General features: G+C 66.4%; 20 protein-coding genes and 1 tRNA gene. 17 read left to right on the forward strand and 4 right to left on the reverse strand.

The features are described from left to right. Positions 1-134 precede the first annotated feature (134 nt). The 6 genes from birA (at position 135) to CLM74_RS01300 (ending at position 3,588) form a co-directional block, all read left to right on the forward strand. Complete coding sequence (birA, locus tag CLM74_RS01275; protein ID WP_093820899.1) at positions 135-1,100, forward strand: bifunctional biotin--[acetyl-CoA-carboxylase] ligase/biotin operon repressor BirA; 966 nt, start codon at positions 135-137, stop codon at positions 1,098-1,100. Next, positions 1,097-1,828 (forward strand): type III pantothenate kinase, encoded by a 732-nt coding sequence (locus tag CLM74_RS01280; protein WP_025878323.1) that lies wholly within the window; start codon positions 1,097-1,099, stop codon positions 1,826-1,828. The genes birA and CLM74_RS01280 overlap by 4 nt, the downstream gene beginning before the upstream one ends. A 9-nt stretch (positions 1,829-1,837) precedes the next feature. Continuing rightward, positions 1,838-2,671 (forward strand): SPOR domain-containing protein, encoded by an 834-nt coding sequence (locus CLM74_RS01285; protein ID WP_105163274.1) that lies wholly within the window; start codon positions 1,838-1,840, stop codon positions 2,669-2,671. Between the two features lie 41 nt (positions 2,672-2,712). Beyond that, positions 2,713-2,788: transfer RNA gene (locus tag CLM74_RS01290), tRNA-Thr, on the forward strand. Positions 2,789-2,843: 55 nt separating this feature from the next. After that, positions 2,844-3,164, forward strand: a complete 321-nt coding sequence (locus CLM74_RS01295; RefSeq protein WP_059064042.1) for a type II toxin-antitoxin system RelE/ParE family toxin — start codon at positions 2,844-2,846, stop codon at positions 3,162-3,164. Between the two features lie 46 nt (positions 3,165-3,210). Continuing rightward, entirely contained in the window at positions 3,211-3,588 is a 378-nt protein-coding gene (locus tag CLM74_RS01300) for an addiction module antidote protein (protein ID WP_025878326.1), read from the forward strand. A gap of 21 nt (positions 3,589-3,609) precedes the next feature. Here the strand turns inward: CLM74_RS01300 and CLM74_RS01305 are convergent, their stop codons facing one another. Continuing rightward, positions 3,610-4,545 (reverse strand): hypothetical protein, encoded by a 936-nt coding sequence (locus tag CLM74_RS01305; RefSeq protein WP_105163275.1) that lies wholly within the window; start codon positions 4,543-4,545, stop codon positions 3,610-3,612. Between the two features lie 161 nt (positions 4,546-4,706). On the opposite strand from CLM74_RS01305, the gene CLM74_RS01310 reads away from it, so the two are divergent. Both CLM74_RS01310 and CLM74_RS01315 read left to right on the forward strand, forming a co-directional pair. Then, positions 4,707-5,483: a DUF3011 domain-containing protein gene (locus tag CLM74_RS01310; RefSeq protein WP_105163276.1), complete on the forward strand. Its 777-nt coding sequence runs from the start codon at positions 4,707-4,709 to the stop codon at positions 5,481-5,483. Positions 5,484-5,541: 58 nt separating this feature from the next. Next, on the forward strand, positions 5,542-6,486 hold the full coding sequence (locus tag CLM74_RS01315; RefSeq protein WP_088100735.1) for an ankyrin repeat domain-containing protein: 945 nt from the start codon (positions 5,542-5,544) through the stop codon (positions 6,484-6,486). An 18-nt stretch (positions 6,487-6,504) separates the two neighbouring features. Here the strand turns inward: CLM74_RS01315 and CLM74_RS01320 are convergent, their stop codons facing one another. Then, a complete protein-coding gene (locus CLM74_RS01320; RefSeq protein ID WP_088100734.1) occupies positions 6,505-6,852 on the reverse strand; it encodes a hypothetical protein in 348 nt (115 codons plus the stop codon). 130 nt (positions 6,853-6,982) lie between these two features. Here CLM74_RS01320 and rocF point away from each other — a divergent pair, with 130 nt between their 5' ends. The 3 genes from rocF (at position 6,983) to CLM74_RS01335 (ending at position 8,641) form a co-directional block, all read left to right on the forward strand. Further along, complete coding sequence (gene rocF, locus CLM74_RS01325; protein ID WP_032978254.1) at positions 6,983-7,903, forward strand: arginase; 921 nt, start codon at positions 6,983-6,985, stop codon at positions 7,901-7,903. A 167-nt stretch (positions 7,904-8,070) separates the two neighbouring features. After that, entirely contained in the window at positions 8,071-8,208 is a 138-nt protein-coding gene (locus tag CLM74_RS01330; RefSeq protein ID WP_019661832.1) for an entericidin A/B family lipoprotein, read from the forward strand. 211 nt (positions 8,209-8,419) lie between these two features. Beyond that, the gene (locus tag CLM74_RS01335; protein ID WP_025878332.1) at positions 8,420-8,641 is read left to right on the forward strand and encodes a CsbD family protein; all 222 of its coding nucleotides are present in this window, start codon (positions 8,420-8,422) and stop codon (positions 8,639-8,641) included. A 78-nt stretch (positions 8,642-8,719) separates the two neighbouring features. Here CLM74_RS01335 and CLM74_RS01340 read toward each other — a convergent pair whose 3' ends face one another. Beyond that, positions 8,720-9,550: a hypothetical protein gene (locus CLM74_RS01340; RefSeq protein WP_105163277.1), complete on the reverse strand. Its 831-nt coding sequence runs from the start codon at positions 9,548-9,550 to the stop codon at positions 8,720-8,722. 108 nt (positions 9,551-9,658) lie between these two features. Here CLM74_RS01340 and CLM74_RS01345 point away from each other — a divergent pair, with 108 nt between their 5' ends. The 4 genes from CLM74_RS01345 (at position 9,659) to CLM74_RS01360 (ending at position 14,282) form a co-directional block, all read left to right on the forward strand. Continuing rightward, positions 9,659-10,951, forward strand: coding sequence for a tryptophan--tRNA ligase (locus CLM74_RS01345; protein WP_105163278.1), 1,293 nt, complete (start codon positions 9,659-9,661; stop codon positions 10,949-10,951). 137 nt (positions 10,952-11,088) lie between these two features. Beyond that, positions 11,089-11,391, forward strand: a complete 303-nt coding sequence (locus CLM74_RS01350; RefSeq protein WP_105163279.1) for a hypothetical protein — start codon at positions 11,089-11,091, stop codon at positions 11,389-11,391. Between the two features lie 156 nt (positions 11,392-11,547). Beyond that, a complete protein-coding gene (locus tag CLM74_RS01355) occupies positions 11,548-12,480 on the forward strand; it encodes an MBL fold metallo-hydrolase (RefSeq protein ID WP_105163280.1) in 933 nt (310 codons plus the stop codon). A gap of 149 nt (positions 12,481-12,629) precedes the next feature. Continuing rightward, positions 12,630-14,282, forward strand: a complete 1,653-nt coding sequence (locus tag CLM74_RS01360; RefSeq protein ID WP_099786215.1) for a M28 family metallopeptidase — start codon at positions 12,630-12,632, stop codon at positions 14,280-14,282. A 223-nt stretch (positions 14,283-14,505) separates the two neighbouring features. On the opposite strand, the gene CLM74_RS01365 is transcribed toward CLM74_RS01360, so the two are convergent. Then, positions 14,506-15,840, reverse strand: a complete 1,335-nt coding sequence (locus CLM74_RS01365) for an MFS transporter (RefSeq protein ID WP_025878340.1) — start codon at positions 15,838-15,840, stop codon at positions 14,506-14,508. A gap of 221 nt (positions 15,841-16,061) precedes the next feature. Here CLM74_RS01365 and yedA point away from each other — a divergent pair, with 221 nt between their 5' ends. Together yedA and rarD are read left to right on the forward strand one after the other, a co-directional pair. Continuing rightward, a complete protein-coding gene (yedA, locus tag CLM74_RS01370; RefSeq protein ID WP_025878341.1) occupies positions 16,062-16,967 on the forward strand; it encodes a drug/metabolite exporter YedA in 906 nt (301 codons plus the stop codon). Then, on the forward strand, positions 16,964-17,863 hold the full coding sequence (rarD, locus tag CLM74_RS01375; protein ID WP_105163281.1) for an EamA family transporter RarD: 900 nt from the start codon (positions 16,964-16,966) through the stop codon (positions 17,861-17,863). The genes yedA and rarD overlap by 4 nt, the downstream gene beginning before the upstream one ends. Positions 17,864-17,998 lie beyond the last annotated feature (135 nt).

Genomic DNA, 17,998 nt, shown 5'->3' on the forward strand with positions numbered 1-17,998 from the left:
CCACGTTAAGGGAAGGTGAGTTCCCGATTCTAGCCCGAACCCGGCGCCAGATTGGAAGCCCGCCGGAACCGGGGCCGGCGGGCGCCGCTGGCGGGTTTCCCGCATAATTCCGTCCTGACCTTGTGGAAGCTGCCGTGGACGATCGCCAATTGCTGGCCAAACTCGCTGCCGGTCGCCTGTCCGGCGACGCCCTGGCCCGTGAGCTGGGCCAGACCCGGGCCGCCATTTGGAAGCGAATTCAAGGGCTTAGGGCCGCTGGCGTCGAGGTTGAAGGGCGCGCAGGCGAGGGCTACGGGCTGACCCGGCCGGTCGACCTGCTGGACGCCGGGGCCATCCGCGCCGGCCTGCCCAAGGAGGCCGCAGCACTGCTGCACGACCTGCAGGTGGCCTGGACGGTGGACTCCACCAACGCCGAATTGCTGCGCTGCAGCGCGCCCCAGCGCGGTGTCAGCGTCCTGTTGGCCGAGCGCCAGACTGGCGGCCGTGGCCGTCGCGGGCGCACCTGGGCGTCGCCGCTGGCCGCGCATGTGTATCTGTCGGTGCTGCGCCTGTTCGAGGGTGGCCTCGGCCGCTTGGCCGGGTTGAGCCTGGTCGCCGGCGTCGCCGTGGCCGAAGCCCTGCACGACCTGGGCTACACGCAGGCGCAGCTGAAGTGGCCGAACGACGTGCTGGTCGATGGCCGCAAGCTGGTGGGCCTGCTGGCCGAGGGTGGTGGCGAATACGCCGGCCCGGCGCGTGCAGTGATCGGCATCGGCATCAACGTGCACATGCCGCCGGCCTTCGCCGAACAGATCACCCAGCCGTGGGTGGACCTGGACACACTGGCCGGCGCGTCGGTGGATCGCAACACGGTGGTGGCGGCGGTGCTGGCACGCCTGCTGCCGGCGCTGGAGGAATTCGACCGGGAAGGGCTGGCGCCGTTCCTGCCGCGTTACGCAGCGTTCGACATGCTGGCCGGGCGCGAAGTGCGCGTGCAGCTGGATGGCGAATGGCAGCACGGTACCGCGCTCGGCTTGGCTGACGATGGCGCGCTGCGCGTGCGCATCGATGGCCGCGAGCGCCTGCTGCATGCCGGCGAAGTCAGTGTGAGAAAAGCATGAGCGACTGGTTGTTCGATCTGGGCAATTCGCGCTTCAAGTTCGCGCCGTTGCAGGGTGATCGTGCCGGTGATGTGCAGGCCTGGGCGCATGGCGCCGAAGGCATGGCCGGGCAACCGCCGCACAGCCTGCCCAGTGGCGGCACCGCGTTTGTGGCCAGCGTCGCCGCGCCATCGCTGACCAGCGCGATGCTGGATCAGCTGCAGCGTCGCTTCGAGCACGTGCATGTAGTGCGCACCAGCGCCCAGTGTGCGGGTGTACGCATTGCCTACGCCAAGCCGGAAAAATTCGGTGTCGACCGCTTCCTGGCGCTGCTGGCTGCCGCCAAGGCACAGCGGCCGGTGCTGGTGGTCGGTGTCGGCACCGCGTTGACCATCGACCTGCTTGATGCCAACGGCCAGCATCACGGTGGACGCATTTCCGCCTCGCCGACCACCATGCGCGAGGCGCTGCACGCGCGCGCGGTGCAGCTGCCGGCCAGCGGCGGTGACTACAGCGAATTCGCCAACGACACCGCCGATGCGCTGGCCTCCGGCTGCGATGGTGCCGCCGTGGCGCTGGTTGAACGCAGCGCCCGCCAGGCACAGGCGCTGTTGGGCGTCATGCCGTCGCTGCTGGTGCATGGCGGTGGCGCACCCGCGCTGATGCCGCTGCTGGACGGCGCCGACTACCACCCCTCGCTGGTGCTGGATGGCCTCGCCCGCTGGGCGGTGCACCAGCCCGCAGGCTAGTATCGGCGCATGCTGACCCGTGCCCTGATCGTCGTGCTGGCGATCCTCAATCTTGGTGTTGCCACCTGGTGGCTGTTGCGCGATGAACCCGCGCGGGCGCCGTTGCCACCGCCCCCGACCGGCGTGGCCGAGCTGCGCTGGTTGCCCGGTGGCACCGATGCGGCCGTGGCCGCGCAGGCCTCGGCAGCGGCACCCACTGAAGCACTGGTGGAGCGTGAGGCGGCGCCGGCTACCGCAGTGGCCGCTGCACCCGCACCGGCAGCGGCGACACCTGCAGCACCCAGCAAGCCCGCCGAACCAGTGAAGGCGCCTGAGCCGGTGGCCGCCGTCGCCAAGCCAGCGCCGGAACCGGTGGCCGAGAAACCCGCAGGCCCTGCAGCACCGCCGCGCTGCCTGGCGCTGGGCCCGTTCGCCGACCGCGCCGCTGCCACCGCTGCGCAGAGCCGTGCGGGCAACCTGTTGAGCCAGGTGCGCCTGCGCGAGCAGCCCGCCGCCAGCGGCAGCGCCCGTTACCGCGTGCTGCTGCCCGCCGCCGCCAGCCGCGATGACGCGCAGGCCACGGTCAAGCGCATCGTCGCTGCCGGGCTGAGCGACTACTACATCATCAGCCAGGGCGACGAGACCAACGCCATTGCGCTGGGCCAGTACCGCAACCGCGAGGGCGCCGAACGGCGCATGGCCGCGGTGCAGGCCGCTGGCTTCCAGCCGCGCCTGGTGGCCAGCGGTGATGCCGGCCAATGGTGGCTGGAAGGGCAGCTGGCCACCGGCAGCGAACCGGCCCAGGCGCAGCAGCGCAGCGGTGCCGCACAGCAACGGTCGCTGGAATGCACGCGACTGCGCTAGAATTCCCAAACCACGGCGCTGCCGTCGGCGTTTCACCCCGTGCCGCTTTAGCTCAGTTGGTAGAGCAACTGTCTTGTAAACAGTAGGTCATCCGTTCGATTCGGATAAGCGGCACCATCCACTGTCTGCGATCAGTGCAAGCAATCCAGTGGCGTTCCCCACTTGATTTGCCATGGCCGCATGTGTCCATTATAGTGGACATGTGGCGAGAATTCAGACAACCACTGAGTTCAACAGTTGGCTCAACGGTCTGCGTGACAAGCAGGGCCGTCAGCGCATCGCTGTACGCATCACACGGCTGGCGCTGGGTAATCCCGGCAAGCACCGGGTGCTCGCCGGCGGTATCGCCGAACTGAAAATCGACTTCGGCCCGGGATACCGCATCTATTACACGCAGCGCGCGGGGATTACCTACATCCTGTTGTGCGGCGGCGACAAAGACAGCCAGTCACGCGACATCGAGCAGGCCCGCAAGCTCGCCAGTCTGCTTTGACCACGTGGCTGCAGCGTATACGCGACAGAAGATGAGGCAGACCGTCATGAACAACAAAGTACAGCTGCACGATTGGGACGCTGCTGAACACCTGCGCGATGAAGAAGACATCGCTTTTTTCATCGAAGCCGCGCTGGAAGAGGCTCCCGATGACTCGGCCTTCATCGCATCCGTACTGGGTATCGTGGCGAGAGCACGGAACATCTCAGATCTTGCACGCTCTACGGGAATCGCCCGCGAAACGCTCTACAAGATGCTGCGTGGAGAAGGAAACCCAACCATGGGCAACCTCAGCAAGCTGGCCAGATCGCTCGGGTTCCGTCTGAGCCTGGTACCGGTCGACAGCAACGGCAAGCCGATCAAGGCGAAGTCCAAAACCAAGCCAGGCAAGACCACTTCGAAGAAGGTGAAGAAGGTGGCGTGAGTTGGCAATGTTCGTGTGCGATCAACGCGTTCCCGGATCACCCGTCACCAGGTGTCGCCACGGAAACACATCCTTGGCGAAATGGCTGACATAGCCTCCCGTCGCGGCCTGGATGACCATGAACGACAACCGTGGGCGCATGGCCTGCAGCGTCTGCAGCTGCGCCACATCCAACGCGCTGTTGCGCAACCGGAAGGTATGCAGCGCATCGAAGGCATCGCTGGCGAACAAGCGCTCATAGGCCTCGAAAGGCGTGACCGCTTCAGCCACGCGCGCATCAGCCCAGACGAATTGCAGCTCCGTCGATTCGCAAAAATCCAGCAGGCCCAAGGCAGGCAGGTTGCGTGATCCGGCAAGGTTGTCGATGAAGCGCTGCGTATCTGAGCCACCGCCGATGCGCAGGCTGTGCAGGTGCGGCAGCGGCACCTCGAAGAACGCGGCGTCCGGTGCATTTGGCACCACCAGTTCGCTGAGGTACGGCGCCCTGGAAACGAAGCGGGCGATCTCGCCGTCTTCCTCCATGATGGTGCCCGCGCGCTGCACCTGCGACATGTTGTGGTCGGCCGGTTCTGTGGGGGAGATCGACAGCGAGCGCAGGCGTGGGAAACGCACATCGCTGTCCAGCAGCGCGGTGAACTCCCACTCGCGCGTGCCATTGGCCCCTTCGTCCGGGCCGGTGAACGACAGCGACATGATCGCATCGGCCACGCCTTGGTCGGACAGGCAGGCCAGCGTCCACGCGAATGGCTCTTCCCATGGGTTGCCGAAGAACTCCACGTGCAGGCCGCCGTACAACGGCGCCACGGTCACCCGTTCCTGTAGGGCTTCCCAGAGCGGGCTGGCTGGGTCCTCGATGTCCAGCTCATGCTCGGCGGCACTGTCCAGGGTGAAGGCATGGATGCGTTGCTGCAGCGCCAGCAGCTGCTGCTGTGCGTGGCCGAAGGGTGGAGCTGTCATGTGTGCATACCGGACGTCCGTGTGATGCGCCCGATGATAGCGCTGGCCTGATGGCGGTGGTCTGCAGCCCGTGATCGGTTGCTTGATGTTCCTCACGGTCGAGCAACTCCGGCAGCCCCCATACTGGCGCCCTCCGCTCACTCCTCACAAGGAAGCCGACCATGCGCCGCCACCGCTTGCCGTTGACCGTCGCGCTGCTCGCCAGCGCCTTCACAGCACCGGCGATGGCCGCCGTGCCGTTCTTCAATGCCAGCTGCCCCGGTGGGCTGGATGTCCATGCAGACGAGGGCGGGCCGGTCTACGTGCAGGGCCGCGAGACCACCCTCAAGCGCTTCAACGATCGCTATTTCGAAGCGCGCGATGCCAACAGCGGCACCACGCTTTCAATCAGCACCGGTGACGACGGTACGCCACAGGTCAGCTACACCGGGCGCGGCGGCGCCAACGGCATCTGCCAGGTCAGCAACAACGGCACGCCGGCGACTGCCGTGGAAGGGGGCAGGCACCACCGTGATCAGGATCGCGATGACGATGCAGCACTGCCACGCGAGGTGACCTGCGAATCCACCGACCAGCGCCAGGTGTCCTGTGACATGGACACGCGTGGCAACGTGGAGATCGTGCGCCAGCTCAGCCGTACCCGTTGCGAGCAGGGCAGCAACTGGGGCCTGTCGCGGCATTCGGTCTGGGTCAACGGTGGCTGCCGCGCGACGTTCCGCAACATGTCCAAGGCTGCAGCCAACGCGCCAGCGGGCGATACCGCGCTCGGTTCGTGCAATGCAAGCAAAGGCGCACAGGGCACGCTGGTGACCCAGGTGCCGGTTGGAACCGATTACCAGGAACTGATCATCGATTATCCCGAGGGCCGCTTCCTGTGCATGATGCGCAACGACGGCCGGGTGCAGAGCGTGACGCCGATTCGCCGCCGCGGGGGTTGAGCTCATCGTGCCTGCAGCCCTAAGGTGACCACCCTTACACCCGTCTGGCGGCACCACCATGTCCCATCTTCTGGCCAAGGCAGCCGAGAAACAGGATCTTGACCGAATCGACGCATTGCTGGATGCGGGTGCCGATATCGAGTGGCAGCACAAGGGCACCGGACGTACTCCGCTGCTTTCGGCTGTGATCGCCGGAAAGACTGACTCGGTGTTGCGGCTTTTGGACCGTGGCGCCAACATCCAGCACGCCTGCACGGCGGTGGGCTTTACCGCAATGGGATGGGCGGCCGAGCGCAACGACGCAGACATCGGACGCCTGCTGATCGCACGCGGCGCCTCGCTGGACGCGGCCTCCCCGGAACTGCATCGCACACCGCTGATGGTGGCGGCGCAGGGCGGTCATCTGCCGATGGTTGAGCTGCTGCTGGCTGGCGGTGCTGATGTCGCACGCGTGGATTTCGAAGGACATAATGCGCTGTCGCTGGCCGAAGCGCGCGGGCATGCGGCTGTGGTGCAGTGCCTGCAGGCAGCGGGCGCGCAGATGCCACCGATGTTGGAGGAGGCGCCGCCGCTTGCGTGGCCTGAACCGGCCGCAGAGGGGGAACCGGCATCAGTGGTGCGTGGCTATATGCTGGCCTGCAATGAGTGGGAAACGCGTGGTTACCGTGATGCCAAGGTCGGTGGAGTCCTGCTCGGTAGTGCAGCATTCCAACAGGAGCGCGCGGACATCCTCGCGGCCTGGTGTACCGACCGGAAGCGGGTGTATTCCACGGGCATGTCGGTGGGCAATCCGCCGGTGCACGTGCCGGAGGACCTGCTGGCCGCGGTCGGTCAGCCGACGGCCTCCAAGGCCGAAGTCCTGGTACGTGACCATGCACAGAAATCCCGCGCGCTGCGTTACGAGCGCCTGTTCGTGCTCAAGCGCGTGGCTGGGCAGTGGCGGATCGACATGCTGAAGAAGCGCCTGTTCCGCACCGAAGCGTGGTCGTCGGCGATTCTCTGAGCACGGCCCGAAGTGCCGTCAGCCGGCGGCGTTGTACAGCACTACCCACGCCAGCATCAGGGCGAACATGCCGGCGAACGTCAGGCCAAACCACAGCGCCGCCACCTTCACGTTGCCGATCAACGCTGCCAGCATCCGCTGCGGCTCGCTCTTCAGAATCGGATATTCGGCGTGTGCCTTGCGCAGACGCTGCCAACCCAACCCGAGGAATACCAGGGTCGAGAACGGCACCAGCAGGAGCGTCGCCTGCATCAGCCAGCCATTCGGCGACGCATCCATCGAGCTGCTCAACAGAATCGCAAAAGCGGCGATGGGCAGCGCCCCGATGAAAAAGCGCGGCCAAGCGGTGTTGATGAAGGGCGACATCGCAATCTTCCATGAAGGGCGGTCGGGTCCGCGCGGCATCATGCCATGCGATGGCCCTGCTGCACCGCCGCGAGTGGTGTCACATGCGTCTGGCTAGACTGTGCTTCTTTTTCGTTCGCAGGAGGCACCCATGGCCCATCATCCCGCCGTTACCCTGATCGGCGTCCCCACCGACATCGGGGCGGGCCATCGCGGCGCCCGGCTGGGGCCGGAAGCCCTGCGCGTGGCCGGCCTGCCTGAAGCACTGGAAGCGCGCGGCGTGGACGTGCGCGACCTTGGCAACCTGGACGGCCCGCGCAACCCGTGGACCGCGCCGGTGCAGGGCTATCGCCACCTGGACGAGGTGGTGGCGTGGAACCACGCGCTGATGGAAGCCAGCTACGCCGAACTGCAGGCCGGCCGCATGCCGATCATGCTGGGCGGCGACCACTGCCTGGGCATCGGTTCGATCACTGCCGTCGCGCGCTGGTGCCGCGAGCAGGGCAAGGACCTGCGCGTGCTGTGGCTGGATGCGCATTCGGATTTCAACACCAGTGAGGTGACCCCGTCGGGCAACATCCACGGCATGCCGGTGGCCTGCCTGTGCGGCCTCGGCCCGGATGCGCTGACCAGGCTGGGCGGCACTTCGCCGGCGATCCAGCCTTCACAGGTGCACCAGATCGGCATCCGTTCGGTGGACCCGGAAGAAAAGCGCCTGATCAAGACCCACAAGGTCGATGTCTACGACATGCGTTACATCGACGAGAACGGCATGAAGCGTACCGTGGAAGCGGCGCTGGCCGGCATCGACGAGAACACCCACCTGCACGTCAGCTTCGACGTCGATTTCCTCGACCCGAGTATTGCCCCGGGCGTGGGCACCACCGTCCCGGGCGGGGTGAACTACCGCGAAGCGCAGCTGGTGATGGAGATGATCGCCGACAGTGGCCGCATGGGCTCGCTGGATATCGTCGAACTCAATCCGCTGCTGGACAACCACAACAGCACCGCCGAACTGGCCGTGGACTTGGTCGAAAGCCTGTTCGGAAAATCGACCCTGATGCGCGACTGAGAGGATCCAGCCTGAACGGTTGGACGAACCGTTCACACGCGCTCCACGCCCCTGCCGCCAGATTGCACCTCACGCGGCAGTGTTGGCTTCGAGCCAGCCTGCCGCCCCGATCAATACAACCGAACCCCGTGATTGAGCGGTGTAGCGGCAAACCCAAGGAGAAGCCCATGAAGCGCGTAGTTGCCCTGATGCTGTTGTCGATGTTCTCGGTGGCCCTGCTGGCCGGTTGCAACACCGTTGCCGGTGCCGGCAAGGACGTGCAGAAGGCTGGTGAGAAGGTTGAGGATGCCGCCAAGGGCAACTGAGCCCGAGGTGGTGCGCACTACGGAAAAGGCCGGGATCTTCCCGGCCTTTTTCATGCGCGCCTGCTGCGTGTGGACGCCGCGTGTCGACAGGTAGTGAACCATTCAAGCAGGTGAGCAGCGCTTTCATGGCCGGTTGACCGTGCTTCAACGTGCACTGCGCGATGCTGCAGCCACGGTAACAACGCCGTTGCATTCCAAGGAAGCCTCAGCAATGAACAAAGACATCATTTCCGGCAAGTGGTCCCAGCTCAAGGGCAAGGCCCAGGCGAAGTGGGGCGATCTGACCAATGACGATTTCGATGTGGCCGAGGGCAATGCCGAATATCTGGCGGGCCGCCTGCAGGAGCGCTATGGCTGGGCCAAGGACCGCGCAGAAACCGAAGTGCGTGATTTCGAGAAAGCGATGCACAAGGATTACCCGGACTACAAGTAACCGGGCGTCGAACGCCCGCGTTATGCCCCCACCGACAACGCCCGCGCCGGAAGGTGCGGGCGTTGTGCTGTGTGCAGATCAACGCGCCGGCGGGTCGGGCACGTAGCGGTTGGGGAAGGCCTGGGGCTGGCGGTCCAGGCGCGAGGGCGAATCGAGCAGGATGCCGCGTGCACGCAGGTTGCGGGCGCTGTCGTAGCGCAGCTGCAGCACCTGTGCCGGGCTGCGGGTGGCGCGTTCGAAATCGGTATCGCGCACCGAAGAACTTTCGCGCGCACCATGCCCGGTGCCCAGCGCGGGTGCCTGCGACTTGGCCGAATAGCCTTCAATGCGGCTGGCGCTGGCGTCGGCCGCCGCCGAGGCTTCGGCCGACGCCGACGCCGACGCCGACGCCGACGCCGGTGCCGGCCCGGCGCGACCGCGCAGGATCGGCTGCGGACGCGGGTACCAGCGACGTGCTTCCTCGAACACCGCCACGCCGACCACGCCGACGTTGTCCGGGCGGCCGGTGCGGCTGGCATAGCTGCCGCTGGGGCTGCTGAAGACGAACTGGGCCACTTCGTCCTGGGTCTTGCGCCAACCGGTGATGTCGGCGCGCTGGCCAGGGTTGAGCACGTAACCGGTCTGCGAGGGATCGGCGTCTTCACCGGAGATGGCGTTGACTCCGTCCACCGACAGCACCACCAGCACCCGTCGCGGGCTGTCGTTGTACAGGCGCACGGCATAGCGGTGGCCGCGCTCACCGGCCACCCAGCGCTGGCCGTCGGCCGGGTAGCTGCGCAGCTCGGTACCGCGGTCGCGGTCGACCAGGGCCACGCGCACCGGGCCGTCCTGCGGCATCGGCGGGGGCAGCGGAGCCGGGCGGAAGCCGGCCAGGGGCAGGATCAGCAGCAGGGGCAGCAGGCGTTTCATCGGGCGTCTCCAGCGGGGTTGGGTGAATGAACGCGCCGGAGGCCCTGACGGGGTTGACCGTGTGCACGGTAAACTGGCCGCGTTCATAGAAGGTTTCCGCACGCAGTCATGACGACCCGAGTCCTTACCGGCATCACCCCCTCCGGCACGCCCCACCTGGGCAACTACGTTGGCGCCATCCGCCCGGCCATTGCGGCCAGCCGCGCGCCGGACATCGAGAGCTTCTTCTTCCTGGCCGATCTGCACAGCCTGATCAAGTCGCAGGACCCGCAGCGCACCCAGCGCGCGACCCTGGAGATCGCTGCCAGCTGGCTGGCCTGTGGCCTGGACCCGGAACACGTGTGGTTCTATCGCCAGAGTGACATCCGCGAGACCACCGAGCTGATGTGGTTCCTGACCGCCATCGCCAGCAAGGGCATCCTCAACCGCGCCCATGCCTACAAGGCGGCGGTGGACAAGAACCGGGAGGAAGGCCAGGACGAGGACGCAGGTGTCAGCGCCGGCCTGTTCATGTACCCGGTGCTGATGGCGGCCGACATCCTGATCTTCAAGGCCAACCAGGTACCGGTGGGCCGTGACCAGATCCAGCACATCGAGATGGCGCGCGACTTCGCCCAGCGCTTCAACCATGTGTACGGCAAGGAGTATTTCCCGCTGCCGGACGTGGTGATCGACGAGCAGGTGGCAACCCTGGCGGGCCTGGATGGCCGCAAGATGAGCAAGAGCTACCACAACACCATTCCGCTGTTCGTGCCGCGCGAGGAGCTGAAGAAGCTGGTGTTCTCGATCCTGACCGACTCGCGTGCCCCGGGCGAGCCGAAGGACACCGAAGGTTCGGCGCTGTTCCAGATGTACCAGGCGTTCGCCACCCCGGAGCAGACCGCTGCCTTCGCCAAGGCCTTCGCCGATGGCATCAGCTGGGGCGATGCCAAGCAGCAGCTGTTCGAGCGCATCGACAGCGAACTGTCGCCGCTGCGCGAGCGCTACAACGCGCTGATGGCCGAGCCGGAGAAGATCGAAGCACTGCTCAAGCGCCGTGGCCAGCAGTTGCGCGAGCAGCTGGCAGCACCGCTGCTGGAAGAACTGCGCCATGCGGTGGGCCTGCGTGATCTGTCCGATGCCGGCGACATCGCCAGTGAAGATGCCGGTGAAGCCCGCGCCGCTCCGCCGCTGTTCAAGCAGTACCGCGAGAAGGACGGCCGTTTCTACTTCAAGCTGACCGCCGGTGACGGCACGCTGCTGATCCAGAGCGAAGGCTTCGACTCGCCGCGCGATGCCGGCCAGCTGATCGCGGTGCTGAAGCAGGCCGAGCAGGGTGACCAGCTGCAGAGCGACCTGTTCAAGCTGGAAGCCGAGGTGGATGCGGTGCTGGCGGCGTTGGCCGTACTGCGCGAAGCGTAAGGGTAGTGCCGGCCGCTGGCCGGCAACTGCAATCACCCCGTACCCTGCGGAATGCCGGCCAGCGGCCGGCACTACCACGGCATTGCACCCATGGCATGATGTGCGCGCGCCTCAGGCGCGATGACATGGAGTCTGCAATGGCCTGGTTGTCGCTGCTGCTGTTCCTGCCCTGGTTCATTCTGCTGGGCAGCCTGTACTGGCTGTTTCCGCGCCAGCCGCGTACCGCGCGGCGACGCCTGTTCGATGGCACTACGCTGGCATTGGCGCTGGCCCTGAGCATCGTGGCGATGCTGTGGGGCCACCATATCGGTCTGGTACAGCCGGGCGCCGGGTCGATCTGGCCGCAGGTGCTGGCGGTGCTGTATGCCTATGGCGCGTTCCTGGCGGTGCTGGCACTGGCGCTGCTGCTGCGGCCGCGATTCGCTTTGCGCTGCAGCTGATCGATAGTGCCGGCCGCTGGCCGGCAACTGCATTCAACTGGCTAACCCGGGGTTGCCGGCCAGCGGCCGGCACCATCCGACCAAAGCCGCATCGATCACGCCATGCCGGCGCGCCTACCATGGGTGTCTGTTCCCGATCCTGCCAGGTGCGCGTCGATGACCGCCGATCCCAGCATCCACACCATCGATACCGGTTTCCAACGGCCTGACTTCGATGCCGCCTACCTGATCATCGAAAATGGTCGTGCTGCGTTCGTCGACTGCGGTACCGGCCTGTCGGTACCGGCGATGCTGCAGGCCCTGGCCGACAACGGGCTGGGCGTGGAGGCGGTGGACTGGCTGCTGCTGACCCACGTGCACCTGGATCATGCCGGTGGCGCTGGCCTGCTGATGCAGCAGTTGCCCAATGCGCGCGCGGTGCTGCACCCGCGCGGCGCGCCGCACATGATCGATCCGACCCGGTTGATCGCCGGTGCCACGGCCGTCTATGGCGCTGAGGAAATCGCCCGCAGCTATGGCCGCATCGAAGCGATTCCCGAGCAGCGCGTGGTGGTGGCTGACGACGGCCAGCGCATCGACCTGGCCGGCCGCGAGCTGGTGCTGCTGCATACCCCGGGCCACGCGCTGCACCACTACTGCGTGTGGGATGCGCGCAGCCGCAGCTGGTTCACCGGCGATACCTTCGGTATCTCCTACCGCGAGCTGGACAGCGCGCAGGGCGCTTTCATCTTCCCCACCTCATCGCCGGTGCAGTTCGATCCGGACGCGATGAAGGCGTCGATCCAGCGCATGCTCGGTTACGCACCGCAGGCGATGTACCTGACCCATTACGGTCGTGTCGAACAGGTCGAAAAGCTGGCCGAGGATCTGTTCGAACAGATTGATGCGATGGCGGCAATCGGCCGCCAGTGCGACGGTCGCCCCGATCGTCATCGCTGCCTGTTGGCCGCGTTGCAGGCGCTGTACCTGGAGCGTGCACAGCAGCATGGCTGCGCGCTGGACCAGGCTGCAGTGAGCGAAGTACTGGCGATGGATATCGAACTCAACGCGCAGGGCTTGGCCTGCTGGCTGGACCGTGTATCGCGCTGACCTGCGCACGCCCTGGCGGCGGAGATCCGCTGCGCCCCTGGTAGATCCACGCCATGCGTGGATGACACGGTCCCGGGCCGCGCCGCGATGTCACGACCACGTTACACTCTGGTGACTTTCAAGCTAGCCGTGGTGTTGCCGTGAACCCGATGCGCGTGTTGCTGCTGTCGTCCTGCCTGTTCGTCGGTGGCCTGGCCCATGCGGCCAATGACCTGCCCGGCGGCGGCATCGATCCGCAGGCGCTGTCGCGTCATGTGCGCGTGCTGGCATCGGACGAATTCGAAGGCCGTGCACCGGCCACCGAAGGCGAAGAACGCACAGTGCAGTACCTGATCGAGCAGTTCCGCAGCTACGGCCTGCAGCCGGGTGGCGTGGACGGCAGCTGGGTACAGCCGGTGCCGCTGGTGCGCGCGCAGCTGGACGGCCAGGCCAAGGCCAGTCTCGCCCTGAAGGGCGGCAAGCGCGCGCTGGCCAATGGCGTGGACGTGACCCTGCAGAGCCTGCAGCCGCGCAAGCGCGTGCAGATCAAGGAGGCGCCGTTGGTGTTCGTCGGCTACGGCATCGATGCGCCCGAGCGCCACTGGAACGACTACAAGGACGTGGACCTGCACGGCAAGATCGCCGTGATGTTGATCAACGACGCCGATTTTGAAGCCGATGCGCCGGGTGCGTTCGATGGCAAGGCGGTGACCTACTACGGCCGCTGGACCTACAAGTTCGAGGAAGCCGCGCGCCGGGGTGCCGAAGGCGTGCTGATCGTGCACGAGACCGCACCGGCCGCCTATGGCTGGGCCACGGTGAAGAGTTCGGGCACCTCGCCGCTGTTCGACATCGAGCGCGGCCAGGCCGAGGCGATGGCCCAGCACACGCCGCTGCGTGGCTGGATGCAGCGTGAGCTGGCCGAACAGATCTTTGCCGACGCCGGCCTGGATTTCGATGCAGAGAAGCGCAAGGCGATGAGTGCGGACTTCCGCCCGGTTGCGCTGGACAACGCGAAGCTGAGCGTCGATTTCGCGCTCAAGCGCGAGCAGGTGGTGACCCGCAACGTGGTGGCCAAGCTGCCCGGCGGCGAGCACGCCGATGAGGCGGTGATCTTCTCGGCGCACTGGGATGCCTTCGGCATCGGCCAGGCCGACGCCAAGGGTGATCGTATCCGCCGTGGTGCGATCGACAACGCCACCGGCGTGGCCACCGTGCTGGAACTGGGCCGGGTGTTCGCCGCCGGCCCGCAGCCGCAGCGCACCCTGTACTTCGTCGCCCTGACCGCCGAAGAGAAGGGCCTGCTGGGCGCCAGCTACTACGCCGCGCACCCGCTGGCGCCGCTGGACAAGACCGCTGCGGTGCTGAACATCGAGATGTTCAGCCCGGATGGTGCCACCCGTGACATCGCCTCGTGGGGCAAGGGCCGGGTGTCGCTGGAAGGCGACCTGGAACGCGTGGCCAAGGCCCGTGGCCGCAGCTACAGCCCGGATCCGAACCTGGAAGCCGGCTTCTTCTACCGTGCCGACCACTTCGCCTTCGCCCGCCTGGGCGTGCCAGCGATCACCATCGGCCCGGGCCTGGACAAGCTTGAGGGCGGCGTCGAGGCCGGTCGCGCGCTGCGCGAGAAGTACTTCGCCGACTGCTACCACCAGGCCTGCGATGCATGGACGCCGAGCTGGGATCCGGCGGGCCACGCGGCCGACACCCTGCTGGTCTACGACCTCGGCGCCGAACTGGCCAACAGCCGTCGCTGGCCGCAGTGGGAGAAGGAATCGGAATTCCACGGCGCCCGCGAGAAGAGCGAAGCCGCCCGCCGGTAAACGCACGGCAATGCCGGCCGCTGGCCGGCAACCTTCAAACGCACGGCAATGCCGGCCGCTTGCCGGCAACCTCCAAACGCACGGTAGTGCCGGCCGCTGGCCGGCAAGCTCATGAACCTTCCGAAAGGATGTGCAGTTGCCGGCCAGCGGCCGGCGCTACCGCATCTCCAGCCACGCGGCGGCCACCGGCATTGCACCGGTGGCCGCGATCACTACGGCGCGTTTACTTGCGCGTGCCGTCGAGCCAGTTGGGGCCCTTGTTGGTGAGGAAGAACACATAGACCACCAACGATACCGCGATCGTCGCGGTGACGTAGATGGCGAACCAGTCCACGTGGCCGGTCTTCAATGCGCCCTGGTACAGCAGCGGCGCGGTGCCGCCGAACAGCGAGTTGGCCAATGCATAGCCGAAGCCCACACCCAGTGCACGAATGTGGGTGGGGAACAGCTCTGCCTTCACCACGGCGTTGATGGAGGTGTAGCCGGTGAGGATGACAAAGCCCAGTGCCAGGGTGAGGAAGGCGAGGGTGGCATCGTGCTGGTGCGGCAGCTGGGTGATCAGGTACCAGCTGTACAGCACGCCGCCCACGCCGAAGAACACCAGCAGGCTCTTGCGGCCGATGATGTCCGACAGCCAGCCGCCGACCGGCTGCAACACCATCAGGAAGGCCAGCACACCCAGGTTGATCAGGGTGCCGGTCATCGGGTCGTTGCCGGCGAAGGCGCTCTGGATCATCTTCGGGCCGTTCACCGAGTAGGTGTAGAAGGCGATGGTGCCACCGGCGGTGATCAGGAAGCACAGCAGCAGCGGACGCCACTGGTGCACGAACAGTTCGTACATCGAGCCGGACTTCTTGTCCTTGCCCTCGCGCGCGGCTTCGATGGAGGATTCCGACAGCGACTCGTCCATGCCACGGCGCAGCCAGAACACGACCACGGCGGCGATGCCACCGATGCCGAAGGCGATGCGCCAGCCCCACTCGGAGATTTCCGGCTTGGCCCAGAACGTCAGCATCACGAACAGGGTCAGCTGGGCCAGCACATGGCCGCCCACCAGGGTGACGTAGTGGAACGAGGACAGGAAGCCGCGGCGGCCTGGAATGGCGGCCTCGGACATGTAGGTGGCGCTGGCACCGTACTCGCCACCGGTGGCGAAGCCCTGCAGCAGGCGCGCGAACAGCAGGATGATCGCCGCCCAGATGCCGATGCTGGCAGCGGTGGGGGTGATGGCGATGATGAACGAGCAGAAGGCCATCAGCGTGACCGACACGGTCAATGCAAGGCGACGGCCATGACGGTCGGCGAAGCGACCGAAGAACCATGCGCCGATCGGGCGCATCAGGAAGGTCGCGGCGAAGATCGCCCACACGTACATGGTGGAGTTCTTGTCTTCAGGCGAGAAGAACTGCGATTCGAAGTACACGGCGAACACCGAGTACACGTAGACGTCGTACCACTCCACCAGGTTGCCGGCGGAGCCCTTGAGGGTGTTGGAGATGGAACGCCGCAGGGCGGCGCCGTCGGTGCTGGGGACAGCGGATTGGGACGTAGTGCTCATCCGGGTGGGGATCCTCGATGCGGTGCGTCCATGCGGGAAATTGCGCTGCCAGGCGCGCGGTGCGCTGCCGGCCAGCCTCCTTGGTACTGCAACCCACGTCAACGCCGGGTGCCGGAAGGGGCGGGCGGGGCATGGATGGATGACAGCGTGCCACTACATGGGCTGCCGGACCATAACCAAAACGTCCTAAAATCCGTGTTCCCCCAGCTCCCTGGTGCGTCATGTCGGCTCCCCCCGTTCCGTCTGCGGCTGCCCCACGGGGCGGCCTTGTCGTGCTGGCACTGCTGCTGGTCTACGTGGTCTGGGGCTCGACCTACCTGGGCATCGCCAAGGCCCTGCATGGCGGCGCGCTGCCACTGACGATGGTCTCCGGCAGCCGGTTCATCATTGCCGGCGGCCTGATGTACCTGGCGCTGCGCCTGTTCTGGAAGATGCCCAGACCCACCCTGCGGCAGTGGCGCAACCTGGTCATCATGGGCGTGACCATGCTGGTGCTGGGCAACGGCATGGTGGTGCTGGCCGAACGCGAGGTGTCATCCGGCCTGGCCGCCACCGCGGTGGCCTCGGTGCCGTTGTGGATGGCGCTGTTCTCGGCCCTGCGCGGGCAGCATGCCAGCAAGGGCGAATGGCTGGGCATCGCCGTTGGCTTCGTCGGCGTGGTCTGGCTCAACGCCGGCAGCAGCCTGACCGCATCGCCCACCGGGCTGGTGCTGCTGCTGATCGCGCCGGTCGGCTGGGCGTTCGGCTCGGTGTGGGCACGCGGGCAGGACCTGCCGGGGCCGTTCATGACGGCGGCCGGGCAGATGATCTGCGGTGGCGTGCTGCTGGTGCTGATCGGCCTGGTCGTCGGCGAGCGCCCCACCACCCTGCCCGACAGCGGTGGCCTGCTGGCGATGGCCTACCTGTGCGTGTTCGGTTCGATCGTGGCGTTCACCGCTTACGTCTGGCTGCTGCAGAACGTGCGCCCGGCGCTGGCCGGCAGCTATGCCTACGTCAATCCGGTGATTGCTGTCCTGTTGGGGGCTGCATTGAATGGTGAACGCTTTGGATGGCGCGACTTCCTGGCCATGGCGGTGATACTTCTGGGTGTGGTGGTACTGACGATGGCAAGGACACGCAAGCGATGAGCATGGACGAGAAAGAACAGCGACGGGGCCTGTTGATCACTGCCTCCACCTTCGTGCTGTGGGGGTTGGTGCCGGTGTACTGGCATCTGCTGAACGAAGTGCCGTCGTTCCAGATCATCGCCCACCGCATCATCTGGAGCACCGTGCTGGTGGTGGCCTGGCTGCTGATCGCATCACGGCTGGGCTGGTGGAAGAAGATCGCCGCGCAACCGCGCGCGCTGCCGATCCTGGCGATATCGAGCCTGACCATCGCCTTCAACTGGGGCCTGTACATCTGGGCGATCAACGCAGGGCATGTGATCGAAACCAGCCTGGGCTACTTCATCAACCCGCTGGTGAACGTGCTGCTGGGCGTGCTGGTGCTGAAGGAGCGCCTGCGCCGCGTGCAGTGGCTGGCGGTAGCCATCGCAGCGGTGGGCGTGGCCTGGCTGACCATCGATGCGGGCACGCCGCCGTGGATCGCGCTGGGCCTGGCGTGCTCGTTCGGCCTGTACGGCCTGCTGCGCAAGCTGGTGTCGGTCGATCCGGTGGCCGGGCTGGGCGTGGAAAGCCTGTACCTGTTCCTGCCCGCGCTGGGCTTCGCGCTGTGGTCGGAAAACGGCCATGGAGGTGGCTTCTTCGGTGGCTGGGGCTGGGCCAACGACCTGATGCTGATCTTCGGCGGGGTGATCACGGCGGTGCCGCTGATCGGCTTCGCCTACGGGGTCAAGCGCATCCCGCTGTCGCTGGTCGGCATCCTGCAGTACATCGCGCCGAGCCTGCAGCTGCTGCTGGGCGTGTTCTTCTTCCACGAGGCCTTCGACACCGGCAAGGCGATTGGTTTTGCGGCGATCTGGGCCGGGTTGGTCCTGTACGTCGGTGACAACGTACGGGCGATGCGCGGCGCGAAACGATAGCGCCTCCGGGATCAGAGCCCTCCGCGATGCAAAGGGAACCGACGCCGCAAAAAAGAACGGCGCCCCGAGGGGCGCCGTTCTGCTTCCATCCACGGCCAGGAGAGAGTTGGCCGGGGCGGGAACGCGGTTGCAGGC

Origin of the sequence: Stenotrophomonas sp. MYb57, from assembly GCF_002966815.1 — a bacterium.
GTDB lineage: Bacteria > Pseudomonadota > Gammaproteobacteria > Xanthomonadales > Xanthomonadaceae > Stenotrophomonas > Stenotrophomonas indicatrix.

Bases quoted from the DNA above. Each gene is read 5' to 3' on its own strand.
- CLM74_RS01280 (WP_025878323.1), top strand. From the start codon at position 1,097: ATGAGCGACTGGTTGTTCGATCTGGGCAATTCGCGCTTCAAGTTCGCG.
- CLM74_RS01285 (WP_105163274.1), top strand. From the start codon at position 1,838: ATGCTGACCCGTGCCCTGATCGTCGTGCTGGCGATCCTCAATCTTGGT.
- CLM74_RS01295 (WP_059064042.1), top strand. From the start codon at position 2,844: ATGGCCGCATGTGTCCATTATAGTGGACATGTGGCGAGAATTCAGACA.
- CLM74_RS01300 (WP_025878326.1), top strand. From the start codon at position 3,211: ATGAACAACAAAGTACAGCTGCACGATTGGGACGCTGCTGAACACCTG.
- CLM74_RS01305 (WP_105163275.1), bottom strand. From the start codon at position 4,545: ATGACAGCTCCACCCTTCGGCCACGCACAGCAGCAGCTGCTGGCGCTG.
- CLM74_RS01310 (WP_105163276.1), top strand. From the start codon at position 4,707: ATGCGCCGCCACCGCTTGCCGTTGACCGTCGCGCTGCTCGCCAGCGCC.
- CLM74_RS01315 (WP_088100735.1), top strand. From the start codon at position 5,542: ATGTCCCATCTTCTGGCCAAGGCAGCCGAGAAACAGGATCTTGACCGA.
- CLM74_RS01320 (WP_088100734.1), bottom strand. From the start codon at position 6,852: ATGTCGCCCTTCATCAACACCGCTTGGCCGCGCTTTTTCATCGGGGCG.
- rocF (WP_032978254.1), top strand. From the start codon at position 6,983: ATGGCCCATCATCCCGCCGTTACCCTGATCGGCGTCCCCACCGACATC.
- CLM74_RS01330 (WP_019661832.1), top strand. From the start codon at position 8,071: ATGAAGCGCGTAGTTGCCCTGATGCTGTTGTCGATGTTCTCGGTGGCC.
- CLM74_RS01335 (WP_025878332.1), top strand. From the start codon at position 8,420: ATGAACAAAGACATCATTTCCGGCAAGTGGTCCCAGCTCAAGGGCAAG.
- CLM74_RS01340 (WP_105163277.1), bottom strand. From the start codon at position 9,550: ATGAAACGCCTGCTGCCCCTGCTGCTGATCCTGCCCCTGGCCGGCTTC.
- CLM74_RS01345 (WP_105163278.1), top strand. From the start codon at position 9,659: ATGACGACCCGAGTCCTTACCGGCATCACCCCCTCCGGCACGCCCCAC.
- CLM74_RS01350 (WP_105163279.1), top strand. From the start codon at position 11,089: ATGGCCTGGTTGTCGCTGCTGCTGTTCCTGCCCTGGTTCATTCTGCTG.
- CLM74_RS01355 (WP_105163280.1), top strand. From the start codon at position 11,548: ATGACCGCCGATCCCAGCATCCACACCATCGATACCGGTTTCCAACGG.
- CLM74_RS01360 (WP_099786215.1), top strand. From the start codon at position 12,630: ATGCGCGTGTTGCTGCTGTCGTCCTGCCTGTTCGTCGGTGGCCTGGCC.
- CLM74_RS01365 (WP_025878340.1), bottom strand. From the start codon at position 15,840: ATGAGCACTACGTCCCAATCCGCTGTCCCCAGCACCGACGGCGCCGCC.
- yedA (WP_025878341.1), top strand. From the start codon at position 16,062: ATGTCGGCTCCCCCCGTTCCGTCTGCGGCTGCCCCACGGGGCGGCCTT.
- rarD (WP_105163281.1), top strand. From the start codon at position 16,964: ATGAGCATGGACGAGAAAGAACAGCGACGGGGCCTGTTGATCACTGCC.